Consider the following 23497-nt stretch of genomic DNA (forward strand, 5'->3'; position numbering starts at 1 on the left):
GAACCAAGGGTACGTGAATTCCGGGTCAGTTCCAGCCCGTGTTCTCACGCACCGTTAACGTCGCGGCCACCCTGGGGTGGCCTGGGCAAGGGGCGACCGGGCGGCCGCCCTGCCCCGCCTCAGCGATCCTGGGCGGTAAAGGTGAAGTTGAGCGTGCGCGCGAACACCGACTCGAAGCCGCGGTACGGCAGCGGCTGCGCGTTGAGCACGGCGGCCTCGATCGAGCGCTTGCCGGCCTCGTCGTACGGGCAGCTCGGGCTGACCTTGGCCTGCATCACCGTGCCACCTGGGATCTGGGTGATGGTGATCTGGCAGCGCTGGCCCAGCGGCACCGTATCCGGGCGCACCCACTGCGACAGCACCTTGGCCTGGATCGCCGCGGCGTACTTGGCCGAAAGATCGTCGCTGTTGCCACCACCGCCGGCGGCCGGCTGCGCAGCACCACTGGCGCCGGCAGCGGCGGTACCGGCGGCATTGCGCGCGGCAGCCACCTGGCGCAGCTTCTGCTCGGCCAGCTTGGCTTCCTTCTCGGCCTGCTCACGCTTGGCGCGGATCTCGGCGATCTTCTTCTGCTTTTCCGCCTCGGCCTTGTCCGCGGCCTGGCGGGCCTGGTCGGCCAGCTTCTTCTTGGCGTCCTCTTCCTGCTGCTTGGCCAGGCGCAGCTTCTGCTCCGCTTCTTCCTGGCGCTTGCGTTCGGTCAGGTCGATCTGCTCCTGGCGGCGCTTGGCTTCCTGCTCCTGCTTGGCCTTCTCCTGCGAGATGGCCAGTGCGTTGGCCGCTTCCTGGTCCTTGGTATCCGGCTGCGCGACACGCTCCTGCGCCTGTTGCTGCTGCGGCGTCGGCGCGTCCTGCGGGCGCGGTTCGGGAATCGGCTGCGGCGGAGGCACGGTGTCTTCCGGCACCGGGATCGGCTCGGCCACCGGCGGTGGCAGGTCTTCCAGTTTTTCCGACTGGCGCAGGGCCTGGCGCGCGGCGGCGGCCTCGGACGCGGACAGCGCCAGGCTGGCTTCGACCGAGGGATCGCCGGCGGCGGCATCAGTATTGCGTTCGGGCGACCACAGCCAGGCGCCGATGAAGATCAGCGCGACCAGCAGATGCACCAGCACGGCCAGCGCCAGGGGCAGGCCCCAGCCGGGTTCGCGCTGCTGCGGGGGTGGCAGGGCGTCAGCGTGCATCGGTGGCCAGGCCTACCTTGTCTACCTTGGCGCGCTTGATCACATCCATGGCGGCGATGACCTTGTCATAGGCCACGGCGCGGTCGGCGGCGACGATCACGCGCACGCCCTTGTCCTGGGCGACGATGCCGGCCAGGCGCCCTTCCAGCTCCTCGGCCGACACCGCGGCCGGTTCCTTGGCGTCGGGCAGCTTCAGGCTCAGCTGGCCGTCCTGGCGCACCGAGACGATCACCGGGTCCTGCTTGCTTTCCAGCGCCTTGGCGTTGGACTGCGGCAGATCGACGTCGAAACTCAGGGTGAGCAGCGGCGCGGTGACCATGAAGATGATCAGCAGCACCAGCATGACGTCGATGTAGGGAACGACGTTGATTTCCGATTTCAGCTTGCGGCGCTTGCGGCGACCGATGGCAGCGGACATGGCTTGGACTCCCGGGTCAGGCGCTTACTCGTCGCCAGCGCTCTGGCGCTGCAGGATGGAGCTGAACTCTTCGGCGAAGGTCTCGAAACGCACCGACATGCGCTCCACGCGGGTGGTGAAGCGGTTGTAGGCCCACACCGCCGGAATGGCCACGAACAGGCCGATGGCGGTGGCGAACAGCGCTTCGGAGATACCCGGGGCGACGGCGGCGATACCGGCCTGCGCACCGCTGCTGATCATGTCGTGCATGGTCACCATGATGCCGAACACGGTACCGACCAGGCCCACGTACGGCGCGGTGGAGCCAATGTTGGCCAGCAGTTCCAGGTTGCGTTCGAGCTGGTCCACTTCGCGGGTGTAGGTGGTGCGCATGGCACGCTGCGCGCCTTCCAGCTGCGCGCGGCCATCCAGCCGGCGCTTGTCGCGCAGGCGGGTGTATTCGCGGAAGCCGGCTTCGAAGATGGCTTCCAGGCCGCCGACATTGCGGCTGCGGTCGGTGGCCGAGCTATACAGCTTGCCCAGGTCGGCGCCGGACCAGAAGCGGTTCTCGAACTCGTCGGCTTCACGGGTGGCCTGCTTGAACACGCGGGCCTTGCGGAAAATGATCACCCAGCTGACGAACGAGCCGACCAGCAGCAGCAGCACGATGATCTTCACCGGCAGGCTGGCCTTGGCCATCAGTTCGAGGTAGTTGATGCCGCCGCCGGTGGTGGCCTGGGCAAGGGTCTGGGTCGCGGCATTGCTGACATCGGCCGGCAGTGCCTCGGTGACCGTGGCCTGCAGGGCCAGGAGCGTTGCGATCATCCGTTGTTCCTCAAAGTTCGGATTCGGGGTGGAGGTGGGGTTGCAGCATGGCAAGGACGGCGTCGTCCATGCCACGCGGGCGGAAACTGGCCGCTTCCAGTGCGGCGATGCGGACCTGCGCCGACAGCAGCAGCTCGCCGTCGCGCAGGATCTGCTGGTTGAAGACCATGCTGGCCCTCTTCAGCTGGACCAGGGTGGCGCTCACCTGCAGGGTGTCATCCAGCCGTGCCGGCCTGATGAAATCCATCTGCATCGAGCGCACCGCGAAGATCATCCCGTGCTCGGCGCGCATGCGCTCCTGGCCGTAGCCCAGCGCGCGCATCCATTCGGTCCGGGCCCGTTCCATGAAGGCCACGTAGCGGGCGTGGTAAACCACCCCGCCTGCGTCCGTATCTTCCCAGTAAATGCGTGTCGGCCAACTGAATCGCGGCTCAACCGACATCGGGAACCTCCGCGAACAGGTCCTGCGGCGGGTTCTTCGGCTTCAGGCCCATGTGCCGGTAGGCCTTGTGGGTGGCCATGCGGCCGCGCGCGGTGCGCACCAGGAAGCCCTGCTGGATCAGGTACGGCTCGACCACGTCTTCCAGCGTGCCGCGCTCTTCGGACAGCGCGGCGGCCAGCGATTCGATACCGACCGGGCCACCATCGAAGTAGTCCACCATGGTTTTCAGCAGGCGCCGGTCGAGCTCGTCGAAGCCTTCCGGGTCGACCTTGAGCATCTTCATGGCGGCCTGGGCCACGGGCTCGTCGATGTGGCCACCGGCCTTGACCTGGGCGTAGTCGCGCACGCGGCGCAGCAGGCGGTTGGCGATGCGCGGGGTACCCCGCGCGCGGCGCGCGATCTCGCCGGCGCCATCGGCGGTGCAGTCGATGCCGAGGATGGCGGCCGAACGGCGCACGATCCGGGTCAGCTCCTCGACGCTGTAGAACTCCAGGCGCTGGACGATGCCGAAGCGGTCGCGCAGCGGCGCGGTCAGCAGGCCGGCGCGTGTGGTGGCGCCGATCAGGGTGAACGGCGGCAGGTCGATCTTGATCGAGCGCGCCGCGGGGCCCTCGCCGATCATGATGTCGATCTGGAAGTCTTCCATCGCCGGGTACAGCACTTCCTCCACCACCGGCGACAGGCGATGGATCTCGTCGATGAACAGCACATCGTGCGGCTGCAGGTTGGTCAGCAGCGCGGCCAGATCGCCGGCCTTCTCGATCACCGGGCCGGAGGTGACCCGCAGCGCCACGCCCAGCTCGTTGGCGATGACGTGGCTGAGGGTGGTCTTGCCCAGGCCCGGCGGGCCGAAGATCAACACGTGGTCGAGCGCATCGCTACGGGCCTTGGCCGCTTCGATGTAGATCTCCAGCTGCTCGCGCACCGGGGCTTGGCCAAGGTAGTCGGCCAGGCGTTTGGGGCGGATGCTGGCGTCGGCGGCGTCATCCTCGCGGGTGGCGCCGGCGCCGATGATGCGGTCGTCGGTCATGTGCTGATTATGCGGCAAAAGTACGGGTTTCGGCCGGGCTGCGCCCGGCACCCGCGGTAGTGCCGGCCGCTGGCCGGCAACCTCAACAGCAACAGCCGAAGCGGGCTTCCTGGGGAATGGCGGGGTGGGTCCGGTTGCGGGGGACGCTGCAAGTACGTCCATGTAAGCTCGGTCGCCGCATCCATGCGGCTCACGCCCCCGCAACCGGACCCACCCCGCCTTCGACAGATTTCTGCGATCTGTCTGGATGGCGTGGCCTGCTCTGCCTGCTCTTGGTGGGTGTCGACCTTGGTCGACATTCATCCATCCACGCCGCGCGTGGATGGATGGGTGGATGACTCAGGACATGGGGTCAGATCTCGACCTGGGCACCGAGTTCCACCAGGCGGTTGCCTGGAATGCGGAAGAAGCCCGTCGCCGGGGCGGCGTTGCGGTGCATCAGCGCGAACAGCTTGTCGCGCCAGATCGGCATGCCGCGGTTGGCGGTGGCGACGATGGTTTCGCGGCTGGCGAAGAAGGTGGTGTCCATCGGGTCGAAGTAGATGCCGCCGTGGTCGCACGAGCGCATCAGCGCCAGCGGCACGTCCGGGGTCTCCATGAAGCCGAAGCGCACGTACACCCGGTAGAACTCATCACCCACCGATTCGATCTTCAGCCGCTGCCCTTCCGGTGCATACGGCACCGGCAGCGTGACCACGTGCAGGAACACGTTGCGCTCGTGCAGCACCTTGTTGTGCTTGAGGTTGTGCATCAGCGCATGCGGGGCCACGCTCGGGTCGGCGGTGAGGAACACGGCGGTACCCGGCACGCGTACCGGCGGTGCCAGCATCAGGCCCGGCAGGAAGGTATCCAGGCGGATGCCGTCCTTGCGGATCTCATCACGCAGCAGCTCGCGGCCACGGCGCCAGGTGCGCATCATGGTGAACAGGAAGATGCCCAGCACCACCGGGAACCAGGCACCCTGCAGCAGCTTGGCGCCGTTGGCGATGACAAAGCCCAGATCGATGATGAAGAACACCACGCACAGCGGCAGCAGCCAGGCGCGGGCCTTCGGCCACAGCGAGCGGGCCACCAGGGCCAGCAGCAGGGTGTCGATCAGCATCGTGGCCGACACCGAGATGCCGTAGGCCACGGCCAGGTTGGACGAGCTGCGGAAGGCCAGCACCAGCCCGATCACCATCACCGCGATACCCCAGTTGATGCCCGGGATGTAGATCTGGCCGATGGTGTCGTGCGAGGTGTGCTTGATGCGCATGCGCGGGATGTAGCCCAGCTGCATGGCCTGGCGCGAGACCGAGAACGCGCCGGTGATGACCGATTGCGAGGCGATCACCGCCGCCATCGTGGCCAGGATGATCATCGGGTAAAGCGCCCACGACGGCACTGCTTCGAAGAACGGGTTCTTCAGCGCCTCGGGGTGGTTGAGCACCAGTGCGCCCTGCCCCAGGTAGTTCAGCACCAGGCACGGCAGCACGAAGAAGTACCAGGCGTGGCGGATGGGTTTGGCGCCGAAATGGCCCATGTCGGCGTACAGCGCTTCGCCGCCGGTCACCGCCAGCACCACCGCACCGAGGATGAAGATGCCGTGCCAGCTGTGCTCCATGAAGAAGCGGATCGCCCACCACGGGTTGAACGCCTTCAGCACTTCCGGCGCATCGACGATGTTGTAGATGCCGATCGCCGCCAGCGAGATGAACCAGACCGAGGTGATCGGGCCGAACGCCTTGCCGATCTTCTCGGTGCCGAAGCGCTGCGCGGCAAACACCATCAGCAGCACCACCACGGTGATCGGCACGATGAAGGCATGCAGGCCGGGGGCCGCCACCTCCAGGCCCTCGACCGCGCCCAGCACCGAAATGGCCGGGGTGATCACGCCGTCGCCGAAGAACAGCGAGGCCCCGAAGATGCCCAGGATGCCCACCACATACGCCGAGCGCGAGCCGTTGCGCAGCGTACGCTGGGTCAGCGCCATCAGCGCCATGATGCCGCCCTCGCCATCGTTGTCGGCGCGCATGATGATGGTCACGTACTTCAGGGTGACCACGATGTTCAGCGCCCAGAACGCCAGCGACAGCACGCCCAGCACGGTGTCGTGGTCGCTGTTGAGCCCGTAGTGCGGCGAGAACGCCTCCTTCAGGGTGTACAGCGGGCTGGTGCCGATATCGCCGAAGACCACGCCGATCGCACCGATGATCAGCGCCATGCCTCCGGCCGGAGGGGCGTGACCGTGGCCGCCGGGGGCGGTTGCGTGCGGGGTTTGACTGCTGGACATGGGACTCCTGGCGAAGCTCAGGCGGTTCGTTGAAGGGAGGGAAAGCGGCTCAGCGCAGGGCCGACTGCAGGGCCTTGCGGATCACGGTGGCCACTTCGTCGCCTTCATTGAAGGCGTCGCGGGCCATGCGCGCCGCTTCGGCCGGCTTGTAGCCCAGCTGCTGCAGCGCCACGGTGGCATCGGACAGCGGGTCGGCCGGGGCCGGGCCGCTGCCGGTGGGCAGCGCGCCGCCGGCACCGAACTGGGCCGCGCGGTCGCGCAGCTCCAGCACCATGCGCTCGGCGGTCTTCTTGCCGATGCCCGGGATGCGGGTCAGCGCGGTGATGTCACCGGCCTGGACCATGCGCGCGAACTCTTCGACGGTGACGCCGGACAGCACGGCCAGCGCGATCTTCGCGCCGATGCCGCTGACCTTCTGCACATCGCGGAACAGGCGGCGCTCGCCCTCGCGGAGGAAGCCGTACAGCGAGACGCTGTCCTCCTTCTGCGCGTAATGGGTGTACAGGGTGACCTCGCGGCCGAGTTCGGGCAGGTCGTAGAAGGTGCTCATCGGCGCCTCCAGTTCGTAGCCCACGCCATTCACATCCACCACCAGCCACGGCGGCGCCTTGTAGGCGACGATGCCGCGCAGTCGACCGATCATTGCGTGCAGCTCCTCATTTGCGGCCCCACGCCTGGCGGGCACTGAGCCCCAGGCGGTTGGCCGTTGCCCTTACGTGGGCATGGGTGATCGCCACCGCCAACGCGTCGGCCGCGTCGGCCTGCAGCTTGGTTTTCAGGTTGAGCATGAGCCCAACCATGTGTTGAACCTGTTGCTTTTCGGCGCCACCGCGGCCCACCACCGCCAGCTTGATCTCGCTGGCGGCATATTCGTGCACCGGCAGGTCGCGCAGCACCACGGCCGAGATCGCCGCGCCACGGGCCTGGCCCAGCTTCAGTGCCGAATCGGGGTTGCGCGCCATGAAGACCTTTTCGATGGCCACTTCCTGCGGCTGGTACTCGCGGCACAGGTCGGCCAGGCCCAGCACCAGCAGCTTCATGCGCTGCGGGAAATCGTCCGCCCCCAGCAGCACCAGCGGCTGGTGGTGCACGTGGCTGACGCGGCCGGCGGCATCGACATCGATGATGCCGACCCCGGTCCGCTGCGAACCGGGATCGATGCCGAGGATGCGGGTCATGCCGCACTCCTGGCGGGGCAGAACGGGAGGCGCTGGCAGGCGTATAGGCTCATGACTGTCCGCGATGACCGTTCAACGGCCCGCGCCCAGGCCGTCGGTGACGGCTCAGGCGTAGGCGTCGGCGCCGAGTTCGGCGTTGGAATACACGTCCTGCACGTCGTCCAGGTCTTCGAGCATGTCCAGCAGCTTCTTCACCTGCTGGGCAACCTCGCCTTCAACCTTGATGTCGTTGTCCGCGCGGAAGGTGATCTCGGCGTGGTCGGCAACGTGCCCGGCGGCGGTGATCGCGTCCTTGACCGTGTTGAACGCGTCAGGACTGGTGACCACATCGATCGAGCCGTCGTCCGGATAGACCACGATGTCGTCGGCGCCGGCCTCGATGGCCGCCTCGGTGATGGCATCTTCGTCGGCACCCGGGGCGAAGCTGAGCACGCCCAGGCGCTTGAACATGAAAGCCACCGAACCTTCGGTGCCCATGTTGCCGCCGCACTTGCTGAACGCGTGACGGACATCGGCCACGGTGCGCACGCGGTTGTCGGTGAGGCAGTCGACGATCACGGCCACGCCACCGGGGGCGTAGCCCTCGTAGCGGATTTCCTCGTAATCGACGCCTTCCAGTTCACCAGTGGCCTTCTTGATGGCGCGCTCGATCACGTCTTTGGACATGTTCACGGCCAGGCCCTTGTCCATCGCCACGCGCAGGCGCGGGTTGTTGTTGGGGTCGCCTCCACCGCCGCGCGCGGCCACGCCGATCTCGCGGATGATCTTGGTGAAAATCTTGCCACGCTTCGCGTCGGACGCGTTCTTGCGGGCTTCGATGGAGGGGCCTCTACCCATGGGTGCTACCGTCTGGCTGCTTCAGGATCAAGGCGCGGATTCTACCTGATCGGGGGCGGCAACCGTGTCTAGGCCCGTATTGTTCTAGAGCCGAGCCAATGCTCGGCTCAATGGGCCCGACGGAATGCAGCCGAGCATGGGCTCGGCTCTACAGCGCGCCCCCCCCCCCCCTGCCCCTATGCGGCGGCGGCGTCGCGGCTGTGGTCGAACTGGCCGTGGCGCAGGAAATGCGCGGTCTGCCGCGCGGCATCGGGCGATACCACCAGGCCGCTGTGGCTGGTACGCACCACGCAATGGTCGGCCAGCCCCGGCAGGCGGGTCTCGGCCAGCGCCACGGTGCCATCTGAGGCATCGTCGATGGCGCCCAGCAGGCTGCCCAGCCCATGCGGCACCGAGCCGGCGATCAGCCCGACCTCGGCCCTGCCCTTCCAGTCCGGCAGGCCATCGAGCAGCAGTTCGCTGCTGCGCCCCAGCGCCAGGCCCCAGCCGTGCTCGGACAGCGAGCGTGCGGTGCCACTGCCACGCAGCGGCGAGCCCAGGCAGACCACGCGCTGCACCGGCAGCTGCGGGGTGCGGCGCAGGGCTTCCAGCGCCAGCAGACCGCCCAGGCTGTGCCCCACCAGCGACAACGGGCCGGCGTCGGCCAGCCGCTCCAGCAACTGCGGCACGGCCACCTCCGGCCCTCCGAACACCGAGGAATAACCGAAGGTGTGCACCTGGAAGCCGCGCGCGCGCAGACGCCAGGCCAGCGGCCCGACCCACGCGCGGGCGTTCCAGATGCCATGCAGCAGCAGTACGGGGGGAGTCATGCAGACAGCCTGGCAGTCAGCGGGGCAGGAACGTAGGACGATTGGACACGCGTGGGTGGCAAGCGGCGGTGAACGTCAGGACGCGCGCGGTGCGCGGCGCAGGATGAACTCAAGGTCGTGGGTGTCACCGACCGGGAACAGGTATTCGCCGGCCTTCTCGAAACCATAGCGGGCATAGAAGCGCTGCGCGCCGAAGTTCTCCGACCACACGCCCAGCCAAAGCGTGCGCGGGCCGTCGTGTTCCAGCCAGGCCAGTGCGGTTTCCAGCAGGCGGCTGCCCCAGCCACAGCTCTGCTGGGTCTTGATCAGGTACAGGCGCTTGAGCTCGCCATCACCGGGTTTCACTTCCGGATGCGGCAGCCCGCAGGGGCCGGCGGCGGCATGGCCGACCGCCTCCCCGTCCAGTTCCAGCAGCCACACCGCGTAATCGGGGTGGGCCAGGATCGTGCGCTGGCGCTCGACCGTGTAGGCCTCCTCAAGGAAGGCCTGCAGGTCCTGCGGCGGATACAGATGGCCGAACGTTTCAGTGAACGTGCGCGCGGCCAGCGCCGACAGGGTCGGCGCGTCGTCCACGGTGGCGAGGCGGATCGAATACATGCAGGAAGTTGACGTCAGCTCGCAGGGCGGGTCAAGCCTTTTCCGGCGATTCCGCTGCTTCGTCTTCCTCGTCCTCTTCCTCGTATTCCTCTTCGTCCTCGTCCTCTTCTTCCTCGCCTTCCTCGTCCTCGTCGTACTCTTCCTCTTCGTCGTCCTCGTAATCCTCGACGCCGAAGTCTTCACCGTCCCAGCGGCCTTCGCCGTCGGCGACGAAGGTCAGGGCCATCGCCGCCGGGTTGGTTCCGACACGGACCAGCCAACCCCCGAACACACGTGCACGCTCGGTGACCAGGGTGGCCTCGGAGCCTTCATTGCCCAGCTTTTCCCACTCCAGCGAAAACGCAAACTCGGTCATTGCCTGGATCTCCTGATCAGTTGGTCTTGGGGCGAACCTGGATGTGCACTTCGGCCAGCTGCGTGTCGACGATCGGCGACGGCGCGTCGGTCATCAGATCCTGTGCACCGGTGGTCTTCGGGAACGGGATGACGTCGCGGATCGACTCGGTGCCGGCCATCAGCGCGGCGATGCGGTCGATGCCGAAGGCGATGCCACCGTGCGGTGGCGCGCCGTAGTTCAGCGCGTCGAGCAGGAAGCCGAACTTGGCGCGGGCTTCTTCGGCGCCGATGCCGAGCAGTTCGAACACCGCGCTCTGCATGTCCGGGCGGTGGATACGGATCGAGCCGCCGCCGATTTCATTGCCGTTGAGCACCATGTCGTAACCGCGCGAGACGGCGGTACGGGCGTTGGCGCGCAGGTCGGCGATATCGTCCACGGCCGGCGCGGTGAAGGGGTGATGCAGGGCGACGTAGCGCTGTTCTTCCTCGTCCCACTCGAACATCGGGAAGTCGGTAACCCACAGCGGTGCCCAGCCGTCGGCGACCAGGCCGAAGTCCTTGCCGGCCTTCAGGCGCAGCGCGCCCATGAAGTCGGAGACCTTGTTGTAGCCACCGGCGCCGAAGAACACGATGTCACCGTTGCCGGCGCCGACATGGGCCACCAGCGCAGCGAAACCCGCTTCACTGAAGAACTTCTGGATCGGCGAGCTGACTTCGCCGTTGTCGCCGATCTTGATGTAGGCCAGGCCCTTGGCGCCGTACTTGGCGGCATGCGCGGCGTACTCGTCGATCTGCTTGCGCGACAGCGTTGCGCCGCCCGGAATGCGCAGCGCGGCCACACGGCCCTCGGCATCATTGGCCGGGCCGGTGAACACCGGGAACTCGCTGTCCTTGACCAGTTCAGCCACGTCCACCAGCTCCAGCGCGATGCGCAGGTCCGGCTTGTCCGAACCGTAACGGCGCATGGCCTCGGCCCAGGTCATGCGCGGGAAGCTGGCCGCCAGCTGCACGTCCACCACTTCCTTGAAGATGGCGCGGATCATGTCCTCGACGAAATCCTGCACGTCGCGCTCGCGCACGAAGGCGAATTCCATGTCCAGCTGGGTGAATTCCAGCTGGCGGTCGGCACGCAGGGCTTCGTCGCGGAAGCAGCGCGCGATCTGGTAGTAGCGGTCGAAGCCGGCCACCATCAGGATCTGCTTGAACAGCTGCGGGCTCTGCGGCAGGGCGTAGAACTCGCCCGGGTGCATGCGTGCCGGCACCAGGAAGTCGCGGGCGCCTTCCGGGGTGGCCTTGGTCAGGATCGGGGTTTCGATGTCCTGGAAGCCGCGCGCATCGAGGTGGCGGCGCAGAGCCTGCACCAGCTTGATGCGGGTGCGCTGCATGCGCTGCATTTCCGGGCGGCGCAGGTCCAGGTAGCGGTACTTCAGGCGGGTGTCTTCGCCCGGGTTCTCATGGGCGTGGAACGGCAGCGGCGCGGCCTTGTTCAGCACGGTAATGGCGGTGGCGATCACTTCCACCTTGCCGGTGGCGATCTTGTCGTTCACCGCGTGGCGCGCACGCACCACGCCTTCCACCTGCAGCACGTCCTCATAACCCAGCGAGGCCGCCACGGCGAACACCTCGGCGTTGTCCACCTCCACCGTCACCTGCACGATGCCTTCATGATCGCGAAGATCGATGAAGCAGACGCCGCCCTGGTTACGGGCCACGTCGGTCCAGCCGGCGAGGGTGACAGTCTGGCCAATCAGGGTCTCGTCGACCAGGCCGCAGAAGTGGGTACGCATGGGGGGAAAGCTCCGCTGGAGAACGCCGGCACCGAAGGGGACCGGAAAGCCCCGTATTCTGCGGCCGAGGCCCCGGCCGGGGCAAATGTGCTCAGTCACACCGGCTTTATCCGTCTGGTCCTTATAGTCGCCCACCACCTACCGTATGGGGATTTGCCATGAACCTGCCATCCCTGGCCAGCCTGGCCGTGACCCTCAGCCTGGGCTGCCTTGCCAGCGCCGCCCTGCCCGCGCCCGCCGCACACGCCCAGAACGGCGTGGTCCGCTGCGAGAGCCAGAGCAACCGCGAACGGGTCTGCAGCACCGGCTGGCGCAATGCGCAGCTGGTCCGCCAGCTGTCCGGCTCGGCCTGCGAGGAAGGCCGCACCTGGGGCAGCCGCAACGGCAGCATCTGGGTCACCAATGGCTGCCGGGCCGAGTTCGTCGAGGCCCGTGGCGGCTGGGGCGGTGGCAACGGCGGCGGCTGGGGTGGCAACAACGGCGGTTCGGGCCAGACGATCCGCTGCGAGAGCCAGAACAACCGCGAGCGCAGCTGCCCGGTCGGCTGGCGCAATGCGCGCCTGGTGCGCCAGCTTTCCGGCAGCCCCTGCGACGAGGGCCGCACCTGGGGCGTGCGCAACGGCGCGGTCTGGGTCAGCAATGGTTGCCGCGCCGAGTTCACCGAAGCCCGCGGCTGGGGCGGCGGTGGTGGCGGCTGGGGCGGTGGCAACAGCAATTACTCGATCACCTGCAGCAGCAACAACAACCGCACGCAGAACTGCGACTGGGATGAGCGCCAGGGCCGCCCGGTACTGCAGCAGCAGCTGTCCGGCAGCGCCTGTCAGGAAGGCCGCAGCTGGGGCTATTCACGCGGCCAGGTGTGGGTGAGCAACGGTTGCCGCGCGCGCTTCGGCGTGCGCTGAGGGAATGGGCGCGGGTGCGCCCCTCCCATCGGTAGCGCCGGGCCATGCCCGGCGAGCACAGCGTTTGACCAACGGCCGCCGGGCATGGCCCGGCGCTACCCGTACAGACGCCCCGCCCACGCCCGGCGTGAATTCATTGAGCGGGGATCTTCTCGTCGCCCCAGGGCGGGGGCGGCAGGTCGACCGGCTTGGCCAGGTCGAACTGCACACGGAAACGGCGGCCGTCCGGACGGGTCAGCTCGTAGACGAAGGTCTGGTCCGGATCGATCTCCATCGCCCAGGTGTTGTGGGTCGAGGCCAGCATGTCGGCCCTGCGGAACATCGCCACCGAATCGGCATCGGCCGGGAACTGCTGGCGCCCGGCGGTCCCCGGTGGCGTGCTGTCGCCGCCATACAGGGTGATCGCGTCGGCGCTGCCATCCTGATGGCGATGGTCGTGCTTCAGCCGCAGCCCGGCCGGGGTGCGGGTCAGCACCCAGGTCCGCGAGTGGTCATCGCCCACATGGAAGGGGATGCGCAGCTCGTGGGCCGGGTCTGCGCAGCCGCGCACGTGCATGACCAGGCGCTGGCCGGCGAAGGGATCCTTGCCGGTCGGCGCGGGCGTGTCCTGCACCACCTTGCCTTCATAGGCCTGCCCGCAGTGGGCGGCGATCGCCGCCAGGAAGGCATCGGCAGGCGCGGTGGCCAGATCATGGGTGACCGTCTCGGCAGGCTGCGAACAGGCCGCAAGGCTGAGCAGGAGGACGGCGGCGGAGGCAACGGCATTGAGTCTCATGCACCAACCCTAACGGCCATGACCGATGGGCGCAAACCGTGCCCCTGCCCCGATCAACGGTCGGCAGACGGCGCTGCCGGCAATGCTTCGGTGGCCGCTACCGGCGCACTCCCGCCCTCGCCCGCCGGCTCCTGTTCCACCGGATCGACATCGAACGGGGTGCGGAACACCAGCGACGGCAGCAGTGTGGTCAGCGCGGCATACAGCAGCAGCGCGCCGAACAGCACCGCCGGAATCTGGAAACGCTCACGCATGATCGCCGCCAGCACCAGGGTGAAGATCAGCGTTGGCGCCAGCGCCAGCGACACCCGCAGGCTGCTGCGGAAGCTTTCGCCGAACATCACCCGGCGCTGCAGCCAGACCACACCGATGCGCAGCGGCAGCACCACCAGGGTGATCACGATGCCCAGCCCCAGCGCCTCGAAGCTGAGCGCTTCGCTGGGCACCTTGGTGCCGGCATTGAAGAAATAGAACGGCACGAAGAACGAGGCGAACAGGCGCAGCGCATGCAGGTTCTCGTGCGAGGCCAGCAGCGGCATGCGCTGGTGCAGCAGGCGCGCGACCAGCCCGGCGATGAACGCACCGACCAGGTAATACACGCCCAGCAGGTAGGTGATGTAGGCCGCCACCATGCCCACCATCACCAGCAGCGAGAACTCCGAACCAGGCGCGTGCGGCGCCACCCAGCGGCCCAACGCGATGAACAGCAGCGGCAAGCCGATCATCATCGCCAGCAGGGCCAGGCTGGACAGCGCCATGTGGCCCGGATCGCCGGCCTGCAGCACGACGAACAAGGCCGCCAGCGCCAGCAGCTCGCCGGCGATGGCCTTGCTGGTGACCCAGAACCGCTCGTCCTCGCTCAAGCCCAGCCGCGACAGCGAATCCATGATGAAACCGGTGGAGGGGGTCAGCAGCGCCAGGGCCAGCAGGCCGGCGGCCTGCCAGGGCAATCCGGCGTAGCGCCAGGCCAGCCAGCCCACGCCGAACAACGTTGCACTGCGGATCACCAGATGCGCCAGCAGCGGCCACATGCCCCGGCGCAGCGCCTGCAGGTCCACTTCCAGGCCGGCGAACAGGAACAGCGAGGAAATGCCCAGCGTGGCCAGTAGTCCGATCACCGCATCATGGGCCTGATCACCCAGCCAGAGCATGCCGATGATGCCGAACAACAGGCAGGTCAACGGGGCAGGCAGGCTGAAACGCTGCAATGCGCGTGGGATCACAAGCAGCGCGAAGATCAGCAGCAGGTAGATCAGTTCATGGCTCATGGGGTCTTCCGTGGGGTTGGAACGCGCGCAGGATGCGCGTCCATGACCGATCCGGCAAGCCGCCGATGAATGGCTCCCGGTTACCTCACCTGATCAGCCGATCGGCGATGCGCCCCACCTGCGCCAGTACCGCGGCCTGCTGCTCGTAGCTGATCTGACCGGCGCGCAGATACGCGGTCAGCACCCAGGGCGCACCACCGGCACGCGGCCACAGCACGGCGATATCGTTGCGCGCGTCTTCGCCATTGCTGCCGGTCTTGTCACCCACCCGCCAGCGTTTGCCCAGGCCGGCGCGCAGGCACGCATCGCCGGTTTCATTGTCGATCAGCCAGTCGGCCAGCTGTTGCCGTGATGCCGGTTGCAGCACCTGCCCCAACACCACACGCTGCAGCGAACCGGCCATCGCCGCCGGCGTAGTGGTGTCGCGCGGATCGCCTTCGGCGAAGCGGTTCATTTCCGGCTCCAGCCGATCGCTGCGGCTGACCGTATCGCCGCTGGCACGCAGGAACGCAGTGACCGCCGGCGGGCCGCCGACCACGCCGAACAGCAGATTGGCGGCGGTGTTGTCGCTGGTGATGATCGTGGCCCGGCACAGATCGCGCACGGTCATGTCCTTGCCGGCGTGGCGCCGGGTGACCGGTGCGTGCGAGAGCAGGTCGGCCTCGCGCACTGGCACGCGCCGGTCGAGCAGCGCGGGGGCGCGCTCGGCCTGGCTGAGCACGGTGGCGGCCAGCATGCTCTTGAAGGTGCTGCACATCGGGAAGCGCTCATCCTGGCGATGGCCGACGCGGCGGCCGCTGGCGGTATCGAGCAGGGTCACCCCCAGACGGCCGGCGCAGGCCTTTTCCAGCGCGGCGAAATCAGTGGCGGCACTGATGGCGGCATCGGCCGGGGTGGCGGTAGTCGTCGCGGCCGCCGCGCGTGCCAGCAACGGCAGGGCGAGCGAGGAAGCAACGGCGGCACCACTGAACTGCAGGAATCGGCGGCGGGCGAGCATAGGGGTTCTCCTGGGGACCGATCGATTATTGGCGCCCCCTCCGGGGACGACCAGCGCAAAAAATCAGCGCCAGACATTAATTGAATTCATGCCTGTCGCATCCAACCCCTTAATTTTCCGGAATTGCCCGTTGTCGCGTTACGATCAGCCATCATTCCAGCTCACGACTGCGCCATGCTGCACCCTACCCTGCCGCTGAACGCCCTGCGCGCCTTCGAGGCCGCCGCGCGCCACCAGAATTTCACCCGCGCCGCGCTGGAGCTGTGCGTCAGCCAGGCGGCACTGAGCCATCAGATCCGTGGCCTGGAGGACCGTCTCGGCATCCGCCTGTTCCATCGCCTGCCGCGCGGTGTTGCCCTCACCGATGAAGGCGCGGCGCTGTATCCGGTGCTCAACGAATCGTTCGAGCGCATCTCGGCCAGCATCGCGCGCTACACCGGCGGCCCGGCGCGTGAGGTGCTGACCCTTGGCGTGGTCGGCACCTTCGCCACCGGTTGGCTGTTGCCGAGGCTGGCCGCATTCGAGGCCGCGCACCCGGACATCGAGCTGCGCCTGCAGACCCACAACAACCGCATCGATCTGGCCGGCGAAGGGTTGGATCTGGCGATCCGCTTCGGCGATGGCGACTGGCAGGGCCAGGCCTGCACCGCGATCCTCGACGCGCCGTTCGCGCCACTGTGCGCACCGGCACTGGCGCGACGGCTGAAGCAGCCACGCGATCTGAGCGCGCTGCCGTTGCTGCGTTCCTACCGCAGTGACGAGTGGCCACGCTGGTTGCAGGCGGCGGGTGTCAGCGGCGTGGAAGCGCGCGGGCCGGTATTTGATTCCTCGTTGACGGTGGCAATGGCCGCCGCCGGTGGTGCCGGCGTAGCGCTGCTGCCGTTGCGCATGTTCGAGCAGGAACTGGCCGAAGGCCGTCTGCTGCAGCCATTCGGCACCACGTTGGAGCTGGGCCGCTACTGGTTGACTCGGCTGCGCTCGCGGACCGAGCGTGAGCCGGCCAAGCGCTTCCGCGAATGGTTGCAGGCCCAGGGCGCGTAGGTAGTGCCGGCCGCGGGCCGGCACTACCGGTCAGGATTCCAGCAGTTCCATCCACACCGCTTCGGCTTTTTCCAGCTGAGCAGCGGCAGTTTCGCGGTCACGACCGATCACCGCCATGCGGGTGGCATCGGCGTAATTGGCCGGGTCGGCCAACTGCCGGTCCAGCTCGGCCAGGGCGCCTTCCAGCTCGGCCACCTTGGCTTCGGCGGCGGCCAGCTTGTGCGGGTTCACCGGCTTTTTCTGCACCACCTGCGCCACCGGCGCGGTCTTGACCACCACCGGCTCTTCCACCTGCTCCATGCGCGCCTTGGTGCCCTGCGCCTGCGGGCGGGTACGCAGCCATGCAGCGTAGGCGTCGAGGTCGCCATCGAACGGCTCGACCACGCCATCAGCCACGCGCCAGTAGGTATCGCAGACCAGGCCGATCAGGTGGCGGTCGTGCGAGACCATCACGATCGCGCCTTCAAAGGTGGCCAGTGCTTCGGCCAGCGCTTCGCGCATTTCCAGGTCAAGGTGGTTGGTCGGTTCGTCCAGCAGCAGCACGTTCGGCTGCTGCCAGGCGATCAGCGCCAGCGCCAGGCGCGCGCGCTCGCCACCGGAGAAACCATCGACCGGCTCGAATGCGCGGTCGCCGGGGAAGTTCCACTTGCCCAGGAAATCGCGGAACGACTGGTTCGGTGCGTCCGGGGCGATCTCACGGAAGTGCTCCATCGGCGACTGGCCTTCGTGCAGCGACTCCACGGTGTGCTGGGCGAAGTAGCCGATCTTCAGGTCCGGGTGCGCCATGCGCTCGCCGACGATCGGCGCCAGCTCGCCCACCAGGGTCTTCACCAGGGTGGTCTTACCGGCGCCGTTCGGGCCGAGCAGGCCGATGCGCTGGCCCGCTTCCAGGCCGAAGCCGACGTTGTGCAGGATCACCGCGTCCTTGCCGTAGCCAGCTTCGACGTGGTTCAGGCGGATCAGCGAGAACGGCAGCTTGGCCGGCGGCGCGAACTCGATGCGGAACTCGCGCTCGGCGCGCACCGCTTCGGTGCCGGCCAGCTTGGCCAGGCGCTTCATGCGGCTCTGCGCCTGCGCGGCCTTGCTGGCCTGCGCCTTGAAGCGGTCGATGAAGCTCTGCAGGTGGGCGCGCTCGGCCTGCTCCTTCTCGTGCGCGATCTGCTGCTGGCGCAGCTGTTCGGCGCGCTGGCGCTCGAAATCGGTGTAGCCACCCGGGTAGAGCTTGGCGCCACCACCGTGCAGATGGAGGGTGTGGGTGGCGACGTTGTCGAGGAACTCGCGGTCATGCGAGATCAGCAGCAGCGTACCCGGATACTTCAGCAGCCACTGTTCCAGCCAGTACACCGCGTCCAGGTCGAGGTGGTTGGTCGGTTCGTCCAGCAGCAGCAGGTCGCTGGGCATCATCAGCGCGCGGGCCAGGTTCAGGCGCACGCGCCAGCCGCCGGAGAACGAGGACACCGCGCGGTGGTGGGTCTCGGCCGGGAAGCCGAGGCCGTGCAGCAGCTTGCCGGCGCGCGCTTCGGCATCGTAGGCATTGAGCTCGGCCATCTTGGTATGGGCTTCGGCCACCGCCTCCCAGTCCTCGCGGGCGGTCGCGTCGGCCTCGGCGGCCAGCACCGCGGCCACCTCGATGTCACCGCCCAGCACGAAGCTCAGCGCCGGGTCCGGCAGTGACGGCGTTTCCTGGGCGACGCTGGCGATACGGACCTTGCCGGGCAGGTCGACGTCACCCTTGTCGGCCTCCAGTTCGCCCTTCACCGCCGCGAACAGGCTGGACTTGCCAGCACCGTTGCGGCCGACCACACCCACCCGGTAACCGGCGTGCAGGGTCAGGTCGACATTGGACAACAGCAGCCGCTCGCCGCGGCGCAAGGCGAAATTACGAAGGGAGATCATCGGGGGTGGGGTCCATATAACCGGATGGAATGTGCTGGTGAGCACTGTTCCTGCGACGCAATTCTAGCGTTAACGAATACTTGACGCGCCCCGGGATGCGCGGCGGCCGACGTTCCTCTCTCCCACGTCCTCACCGCGCGCGTCCCGGGCCCCCTCCCCAGGTCAGTGCCGGCCACGGCTAAATGGTTGCTGCTGCAACGTTTTTTCCGATGACCGGCATTTGACAGGCACTGAATATCCCGTTAATTCCTGTATTGCGCACCGCAACAACCGCCGTCCGCCTCACCCCCGTGATGTCGATTCCGGTGCCACCCCCGCCAACCGGAGCCCCATCCCGATGACCCGCAAGACCAGCCTGATCGCCGCCGCCGTCGCTGTCGCACTCGGTGGCTCTTCGTTCGTTGCCGCTGCCCAGCAGGCCGGCACCGCTGCCAATACCCTGGATACGGTGATCGTCACCGGCACCCGCGTGGCCGACCGCACGGTCGCCGAATCGCAGTCGCCGATCGACATCATCACCCCCGAAGTGCTGCAGTCGACCGGTACCAGCGAACTGGCCACCGCACTGTCGCGCGCCCTGCCCTCGCTGAACTTCCCGCGCCCAGCCCTGACCGACGGCACCAGTGGCGTGCGCCCGGCGCAGCTGCGCGGCCTGTCGCCGGACCAGGTGCTGGTGCTGGTCAACGGCAAGCGCCGCCACACTTCGGCGATGATCAACGTCAACGGCAGCATCGGCCGTGGTTCCTCGGCGGTGGACATCAACGCGATCCCGATCGCCGCCATCGAGCGGGTGGAAGTGCTGCGCGACGGCGCCTCGGCGCAGTACGGCTCGGACGCCATCGCCGGCGTCATCAACATCGTGCTCAAGGGCAGCGGCAGCGGCGGCAGCCTGGCAGTGGACTACGGCCAGTACTCGGCCGGCGACGGCAACAAGTACCAGCTCTCGGGCGATACCGGCGTCGAGTTCGGCAACGGCCGTGGCCGCGTGCACGTGGCCGGCCAGATCAGCCAGCAGGACGAAAGCAACCGCGCCGGCCCGTACCGCGGCACCACGCCGAACACCGGCAATTTCCCCAGCATCGGCCAGACCACCTTCATCGTCGGCGATCCGCGCGTGGATGCCACGGCGGCGTCGGCCAATGCCAGCTTCGATTTCAGCGACCACGTAACCGGCTATGCCAGCGCGCTGCTGAGCAACCGCGACATCACCTCGTTCGCGTTCTACCGCTCGCGCAACCACAGCGGGCAGAGCGCGCTGCTGGCGCAGACCTACCCGGACGGCTACGTGCCGGAAATCAACCAGTATTCCAAGGACCGCTCGCTGGTGGCCGGGGTCAAGGGCAATACCGACAGCGGCTGGACCTGGGACCTGAGCCTGAACCACGGCGAGAACACCCTGGACTTCCACACCCGCAACAGCATCAACTACAGCCTGGGCGCGACCAGCCCGCGCTCGTTCTACGACGGCACGCTGAAGTACCAGCAGGACATCTTCAATGCTGACCTGACCAAGTCGCTGGACTGGGGCCTGGCTTATCCGGTCACGCTGTCCTTCGGTGGTGAGTACCGCAAGGAGAAGTGGGACCAGAACCCGGGCGAACTGAACTCGTATACCGGCAGTGGCGCGCAGGGCTTCGGCGGCTTCACCCCCACCAATGAGGTGCATGCCGACCGCCACAACTACGCGGTCTACGCCGGCCTGGAAGCGGACCTGACCGAGAAGTTCTCGGCCGGCATCACCGGCCGCTACGAGGACTACTCGGACTTCGGCGACCGCTTCTCCGGCAAGCTGTCGGCGCGCTATGCGTTCACCGACAAGGTCGCGCTGCGGGCCACCGCCTCCAGTGGTTTCCGCGCGCCCTCGCTGGCGCAGCAGGGCTACCAGGCAGTGACCAGCCAGTTCCTCAATGGCGTATTCGTCGAGCGCGGTACCTTCCCCACCACCAGCCAGGCTGCGCAGGCACTGGGTGCCTCGCCGCTGAAGGCCGAGACCTCCACCTCCTACAGCCTGGGCCTGGTGCTGCAGCCGGTCGACCGCCTGTACATCACCGTCGATGCCTACCAGATCGACATCGATGACCGCATCGCGCTGTCGTCCAGCATCACCACCAATGCCGCCACCAGCGCGCTGCTGGGCACCCTGGGCCTGCCGCAGGTGACCGCGTTCTCGTACTTCACCAACGGCCTGGATACGCGTACGCGGGGCGTGGACTTCGTCTCCAGCTACACCGTGCCGTTCACGGCCAGCAGCCTGGAGCTGACTGCGGCCTACAGCTACAACGACACCGAAGTGCGCCGCGTCGGCGGCACCCCGGCGGTGTTCGGCACGCTGGGCCTGACCCAGTCGCTGATCGGCCGCGATGAGATCGGCCGCATCGAGGACAGCTACCCGCGCGACAAGGCGATCCTGAGCGGCACCTGGCGTTCGGACCACTGGGAACTGGGCCTGGCTGCTACCCGTTACGGCACGTTCACCGTGCGCAACTCGGCTACCGCGCTGCGTGACCAGACCTACGGCGATGCCTGGGTGGTGGATGCCTCGGCCAGCTATAAGCCCAGCAGCAACTGGACGCTGACCGTGGGCGCCGACAACCTGCTGGACAAGTACCCGGACCGCACCGAAGACCTGCAGAACTCCACCTTCGGCATGCTGCCGTACAGCAACTACTCGCCGTTCGGCTTCAACGGCGCCTATGTGTACGGCCGCATCAAGTACACCTGGTAAGCAGGGCCCGGCGCTTCGGTAGTGCCGGCCGCTGGCCGGCAACTCCCTGGTGGGGTCAGATCCCTTTTCCTGCGGGAAAAGGGATCTGACCCCATTCGCATTTAAGGTTTGCCGTATCTGGCCTCATCGGTGAAAATCGGGACACCCCCGATTTCCTGCGAGTGCCGATGCACCATGACACCGACCTGATCAACATCGTGGCCGTTGGCCTGGGGCTCGCCTTCATCTTCGGCGCGCTGGCCAACAAGCTCCGCTTGTCTCCCCTGGTCGGTTACCTGGTTGCTGGCATCTGCGTAGGCCCGTTCACCCCCGGCTTCGTCGCCGACCAGGCACTGGCCAACCAGCTGGCCGAACTGGGCGTGATGCTGCTGATGTTCGGTGTTGGCCTGCACTTCTCGCTGAAGGACCTGATGGCGGTCAAGGCCATCGCCATTCCCGGTGCCATCGGCCAGATCGCCGTGGCCACCCTGCTTGGCTGGGGCGTGGCCTGGCTGATGGGCTGGCCGGCCCTGCATGGCGTGATCTTCGGTTTCTCGCTGGCCACCGCCAGTACCGTGGTGCTGCTGCGGGCGATGGAAGAACGGCGCCTGCTGGAAACCATGCGCGGCAAGATCGCAGTCGGCTGGCTGATCGTGGAAGACCTGGCCTGCGTACTGGCACTGGTGATGATGCCGGTGCTGGCCGGCGTGTTCGGCCCCGATGCGGCCAAGGAATCGCATTCGCTGGGCAGCGTGCTGGCCGACATCGGCTGGACCTTTGTGCAGCTGGGCCTGTTCGTGGCGGTGATGCTGGTGGTCGGCCGCCGGGTCATTCCGTGGATCCTTGAGCGCATCGCCGGTACCGGTTCGCGCGAACTGTTCACCCTGTCGGTGCTGGCGATCGCGCTGGGCGTGGCGTTCGGTTCGGCCATGCTGTTCGGTGTGTCCTTCGCACTGGGCGCCTTCTTCGCCGGCATGCTGCTCAACGAATCGGAGCTGAGCCACAAGGCCGCGCACGATTCGCTGCCGTTGCGTGATGCGTTCGCGGTGCTGTTCTTCGTCTCGGTCGGCATGCTGTTCGACCCCAACATCCTCGTTCAGCATCCCTGGCAGGTGCTGGCCACAGTGCTGATCATCATGTTCGGCAAGTCGGCGGCCGCGTTCTTCATCGTGCGTGCGTTTGGCCACCCGACCAGCACCGCGCTGACCATCTCGGCCAGCCTGGCGCAGATCGGTGAGTTCGCCTTCATCATCGCCGGCCTTGGCGTAGCGCTGCAGATCCTGCCGAAGGAAGGGCAATCGCTGGTGCTCGCTGGCGCGCTGGTCTCGATCATGCTCAATCCGCTGGTGTTCGGCCTGCTCGACCGTTGGCAGGCCAAGCAGGAGCAGTCGCCCCAGGCCGCCGAGCCCGAAGAGGCGACCGGCCCCTCGCGCGACCTGCATGACCATGCCATCGTGATCGGTTACGGCCGGGTCGGCAGCGAGCTGGCGCAGGTGCTGCGTGATCGCGGCGTGCCGGTGCTGGTGATCGATGACAACAAGGAACACGTCGAGCAGGCGCACGCCAAGGGCCTGGCGGCGATCCGCGGCAGCGCCGCTGCCGACCGGGTGCTGGCCGAGGCCCATCCGGAGCGCGCCAAGATCGCGGTGCTGGCGATTCCGCAGCCGTTGGAGGCCGGTGAGGCGCTGGCCAAGCTGCGGGCGATCAACCCGGACCTGACCCTGCTGGCGCGCGCGCACAGCGATGCCGAAGTGAAGCATCTGCTGGAGCATGGTGCCGATGGCACGGTGATGGCCGAGCGCGAGCTGGCCTATTCGCTGGCGGAGATGATCATGTCCACGCCGCCGTACCGGAATCTGGGGCAGCACAGCATCCCGGTGGTGTGAGGGTGGTGCGGCAGGGCTGCGCCCTGCACCCTGCCGAAACAACGGCAACGGCAACGGCAAAAGCAAAAGCTGGCATTCCGTGGGATGGCGCGGCGGGTCCGGTAGCGGGAGACGCCGTAAACCCGTCCCTGGGGGCTTGGCCGCGGCATCCATGCCGCGGACACTCCCGCAACCGGACCCACCCCGCCTTCGACAATTTCCCGCGATCTGCAGTAGATCCACGCCATGCGTGGATGCTGTTTGAAGAACTGTCGGAATGTTCGATTCCGATGGTGATCCATCCACGCATGGCGTGGATCTACCAGGATTGATGCCGACCGTCGGCACATGGGGTCAGATCCGT

The 23497-nt window shown here is 67.4% G+C and carries 21 protein-coding genes; 4 read left to right on the forward strand and 17 right to left on the reverse strand.

Annotation, left to right across the window (positions count from 1 at the left end):
• Positions 1–119: 119 nt before the first annotated feature.
• The 13 genes from tolA to aspS form a co-directional block, all read right to left on the reverse strand.
• A complete protein-coding gene (tolA, locus tag AC5YGJ_RS17800; protein ID WP_249843129.1) occupies positions 120–1175 on the reverse strand; it encodes a cell envelope integrity protein TolA in 1056 nt (351 codons plus the stop codon).
• Entirely contained in the window at positions 1165–1593 is a 429-nt protein-coding gene (gene tolR / locus AC5YGJ_RS17805) for a protein TolR (protein ID WP_008265776.1), read from the reverse strand. The genes tolA and tolR overlap by 11 nt, the downstream gene beginning before the upstream one ends.
• Positions 1594–1617: 24 nt before the next feature.
• The gene (gene tolQ / locus AC5YGJ_RS17810) at positions 1618–2397 is read right to left on the reverse strand and encodes a protein TolQ (RefSeq protein ID WP_006438802.1); all 780 of its coding nucleotides are present in this window, start codon (positions 2395–2397) and stop codon (positions 1618–1620) included.
• A 10-nt stretch (positions 2398–2407) separates the two neighbouring features.
• Positions 2408–2839 carry a tol-pal system-associated acyl-CoA thioesterase gene (ybgC, locus tag AC5YGJ_RS17815; RefSeq protein WP_309334290.1) on the reverse strand — a complete coding sequence of 144 codons (432 nt, stop codon included), beginning with the start codon at positions 2837–2839 and terminating at the stop codon, positions 2408–2410.
• Positions 2829–3869 carry a Holliday junction branch migration DNA helicase RuvB gene (gene ruvB / locus AC5YGJ_RS17820; RefSeq protein WP_107231780.1) on the reverse strand — a complete coding sequence of 347 codons (1041 nt, stop codon included), beginning with the start codon at positions 3867–3869 and terminating at the stop codon, positions 2829–2831. The genes ybgC and ruvB overlap by 11 nt, the downstream gene beginning before the upstream one ends.
• A gap of 352 nt (positions 3870–4221) precedes the next feature.
• Positions 4222–6141, reverse strand: coding sequence for a potassium transporter Kup (locus AC5YGJ_RS17825; protein ID WP_249843126.1), 1920 nt, complete (start codon positions 6139–6141; stop codon positions 4222–4224).
• Between the two features lie 49 nt (positions 6142–6190).
• Positions 6191–6784 (reverse strand): Holliday junction branch migration protein RuvA, encoded by a 594-nt coding sequence (ruvA, locus tag AC5YGJ_RS17830; protein WP_010481591.1) that lies wholly within the window; start codon positions 6782–6784, stop codon positions 6191–6193.
• Between the two features lie 13 nt (positions 6785–6797).
• Complete coding sequence (gene ruvC / locus AC5YGJ_RS17835; RefSeq protein WP_249843124.1) at positions 6798–7319, reverse strand: crossover junction endodeoxyribonuclease RuvC; 522 nt, start codon at positions 7317–7319, stop codon at positions 6798–6800.
• A 105-nt stretch (positions 7320–7424) separates the two neighbouring features.
• Positions 7425–8156, reverse strand: coding sequence for a YebC/PmpR family DNA-binding transcriptional regulator (locus AC5YGJ_RS17840; RefSeq protein WP_496187303.1), 732 nt, complete (start codon positions 8154–8156; stop codon positions 7425–7427).
• Between the two features lie 176 nt (positions 8157–8332).
• Entirely contained in the window at positions 8333–8965 is a 633-nt protein-coding gene (locus AC5YGJ_RS17845; RefSeq protein WP_107231776.1) for an esterase/lipase family protein, read from the reverse strand.
• A 75-nt stretch (positions 8966–9040) separates the two neighbouring features.
• Positions 9041–9562 carry a GNAT family N-acetyltransferase gene (locus AC5YGJ_RS17850; protein ID WP_496187304.1) on the reverse strand — a complete coding sequence of 174 codons (522 nt, stop codon included), beginning with the start codon at positions 9560–9562 and terminating at the stop codon, positions 9041–9043.
• A 31-nt stretch (positions 9563–9593) separates the two neighbouring features.
• Complete coding sequence (locus AC5YGJ_RS17855) at positions 9594–9917, reverse strand: DNA primase (RefSeq protein WP_249843122.1); 324 nt, start codon at positions 9915–9917, stop codon at positions 9594–9596.
• Between the two features lie 16 nt (positions 9918–9933).
• Complete coding sequence (gene aspS / locus AC5YGJ_RS17860; protein ID WP_496187305.1) at positions 9934–11685, reverse strand: aspartate--tRNA ligase; 1752 nt, start codon at positions 11683–11685, stop codon at positions 9934–9936.
• A gap of 158 nt (positions 11686–11843) precedes the next feature.
• Between aspS and AC5YGJ_RS17865 the strand changes: the two genes are divergently transcribed.
• Positions 11844–12587: a DUF3011 domain-containing protein gene (locus AC5YGJ_RS17865; RefSeq protein WP_496187306.1), complete on the forward strand. Its 744-nt coding sequence runs from the start codon at positions 11844–11846 to the stop codon at positions 12585–12587.
• A gap of 133 nt (positions 12588–12720) precedes the next feature.
• Here the strand turns inward: AC5YGJ_RS17865 and AC5YGJ_RS17870 are convergent, their stop codons facing one another.
• The 3 genes from AC5YGJ_RS17870 to blaL2 form a co-directional block, all read right to left on the reverse strand.
• The gene (locus AC5YGJ_RS17870) at positions 12721–13362 is read right to left on the reverse strand and encodes a hypothetical protein (protein WP_496187307.1); all 642 of its coding nucleotides are present in this window, start codon (positions 13360–13362) and stop codon (positions 12721–12723) included.
• A gap of 53 nt (positions 13363–13415) precedes the next feature.
• Positions 13416–14630 carry a cation:proton antiporter gene (locus tag AC5YGJ_RS17875; RefSeq protein ID WP_249843118.1) on the reverse strand — a complete coding sequence of 405 codons (1215 nt, stop codon included), beginning with the start codon at positions 14628–14630 and terminating at the stop codon, positions 13416–13418.
• Between the two features lie 85 nt (positions 14631–14715).
• The gene (gene blaL2, locus AC5YGJ_RS17880; protein WP_496187308.1) at positions 14716–15627 is read right to left on the reverse strand and encodes a L2 family extended-spectrum class A beta-lactamase; all 912 of its coding nucleotides are present in this window, start codon (positions 15625–15627) and stop codon (positions 14716–14718) included.
• 174 nt (positions 15628–15801) lie between these two features.
• On the opposite strand from blaL2, the gene ampR reads away from it, so the two are divergent.
• Entirely contained in the window at positions 15802–16668 is an 867-nt protein-coding gene (gene ampR, locus AC5YGJ_RS17885) for a LysR family transcriptional regulator AmpR (protein WP_249843116.1), read from the forward strand.
• A 30-nt stretch (positions 16669–16698) separates the two neighbouring features.
• Here the strand turns inward: ampR and AC5YGJ_RS17890 are convergent, their stop codons facing one another.
• Entirely contained in the window at positions 16699–18564 is a 1866-nt protein-coding gene (locus tag AC5YGJ_RS17890; protein ID WP_249843115.1) for an ABC-F family ATP-binding cassette domain-containing protein, read from the reverse strand.
• A 337-nt stretch (positions 18565–18901) separates the two neighbouring features.
• On the opposite strand from AC5YGJ_RS17890, the gene AC5YGJ_RS17895 reads away from it, so the two are divergent.
• Entirely contained in the window at positions 18902–21289 is a 2388-nt protein-coding gene (locus tag AC5YGJ_RS17895; RefSeq protein WP_249843114.1) for a TonB-dependent receptor plug domain-containing protein, read from the forward strand.
• Positions 21290–21456: 167 nt separating this feature from the next.
• Entirely contained in the window at positions 21457–23154 is a 1698-nt protein-coding gene (gene ybaL, locus AC5YGJ_RS17900) for a YbaL family putative K(+) efflux transporter (RefSeq protein ID WP_496187309.1), read from the forward strand.
• Positions 23155–23497: the final 343 nt, after the last annotated feature.

This window comes from Stenotrophomonas sp. CS3K5 (assembly GCF_059515225.1).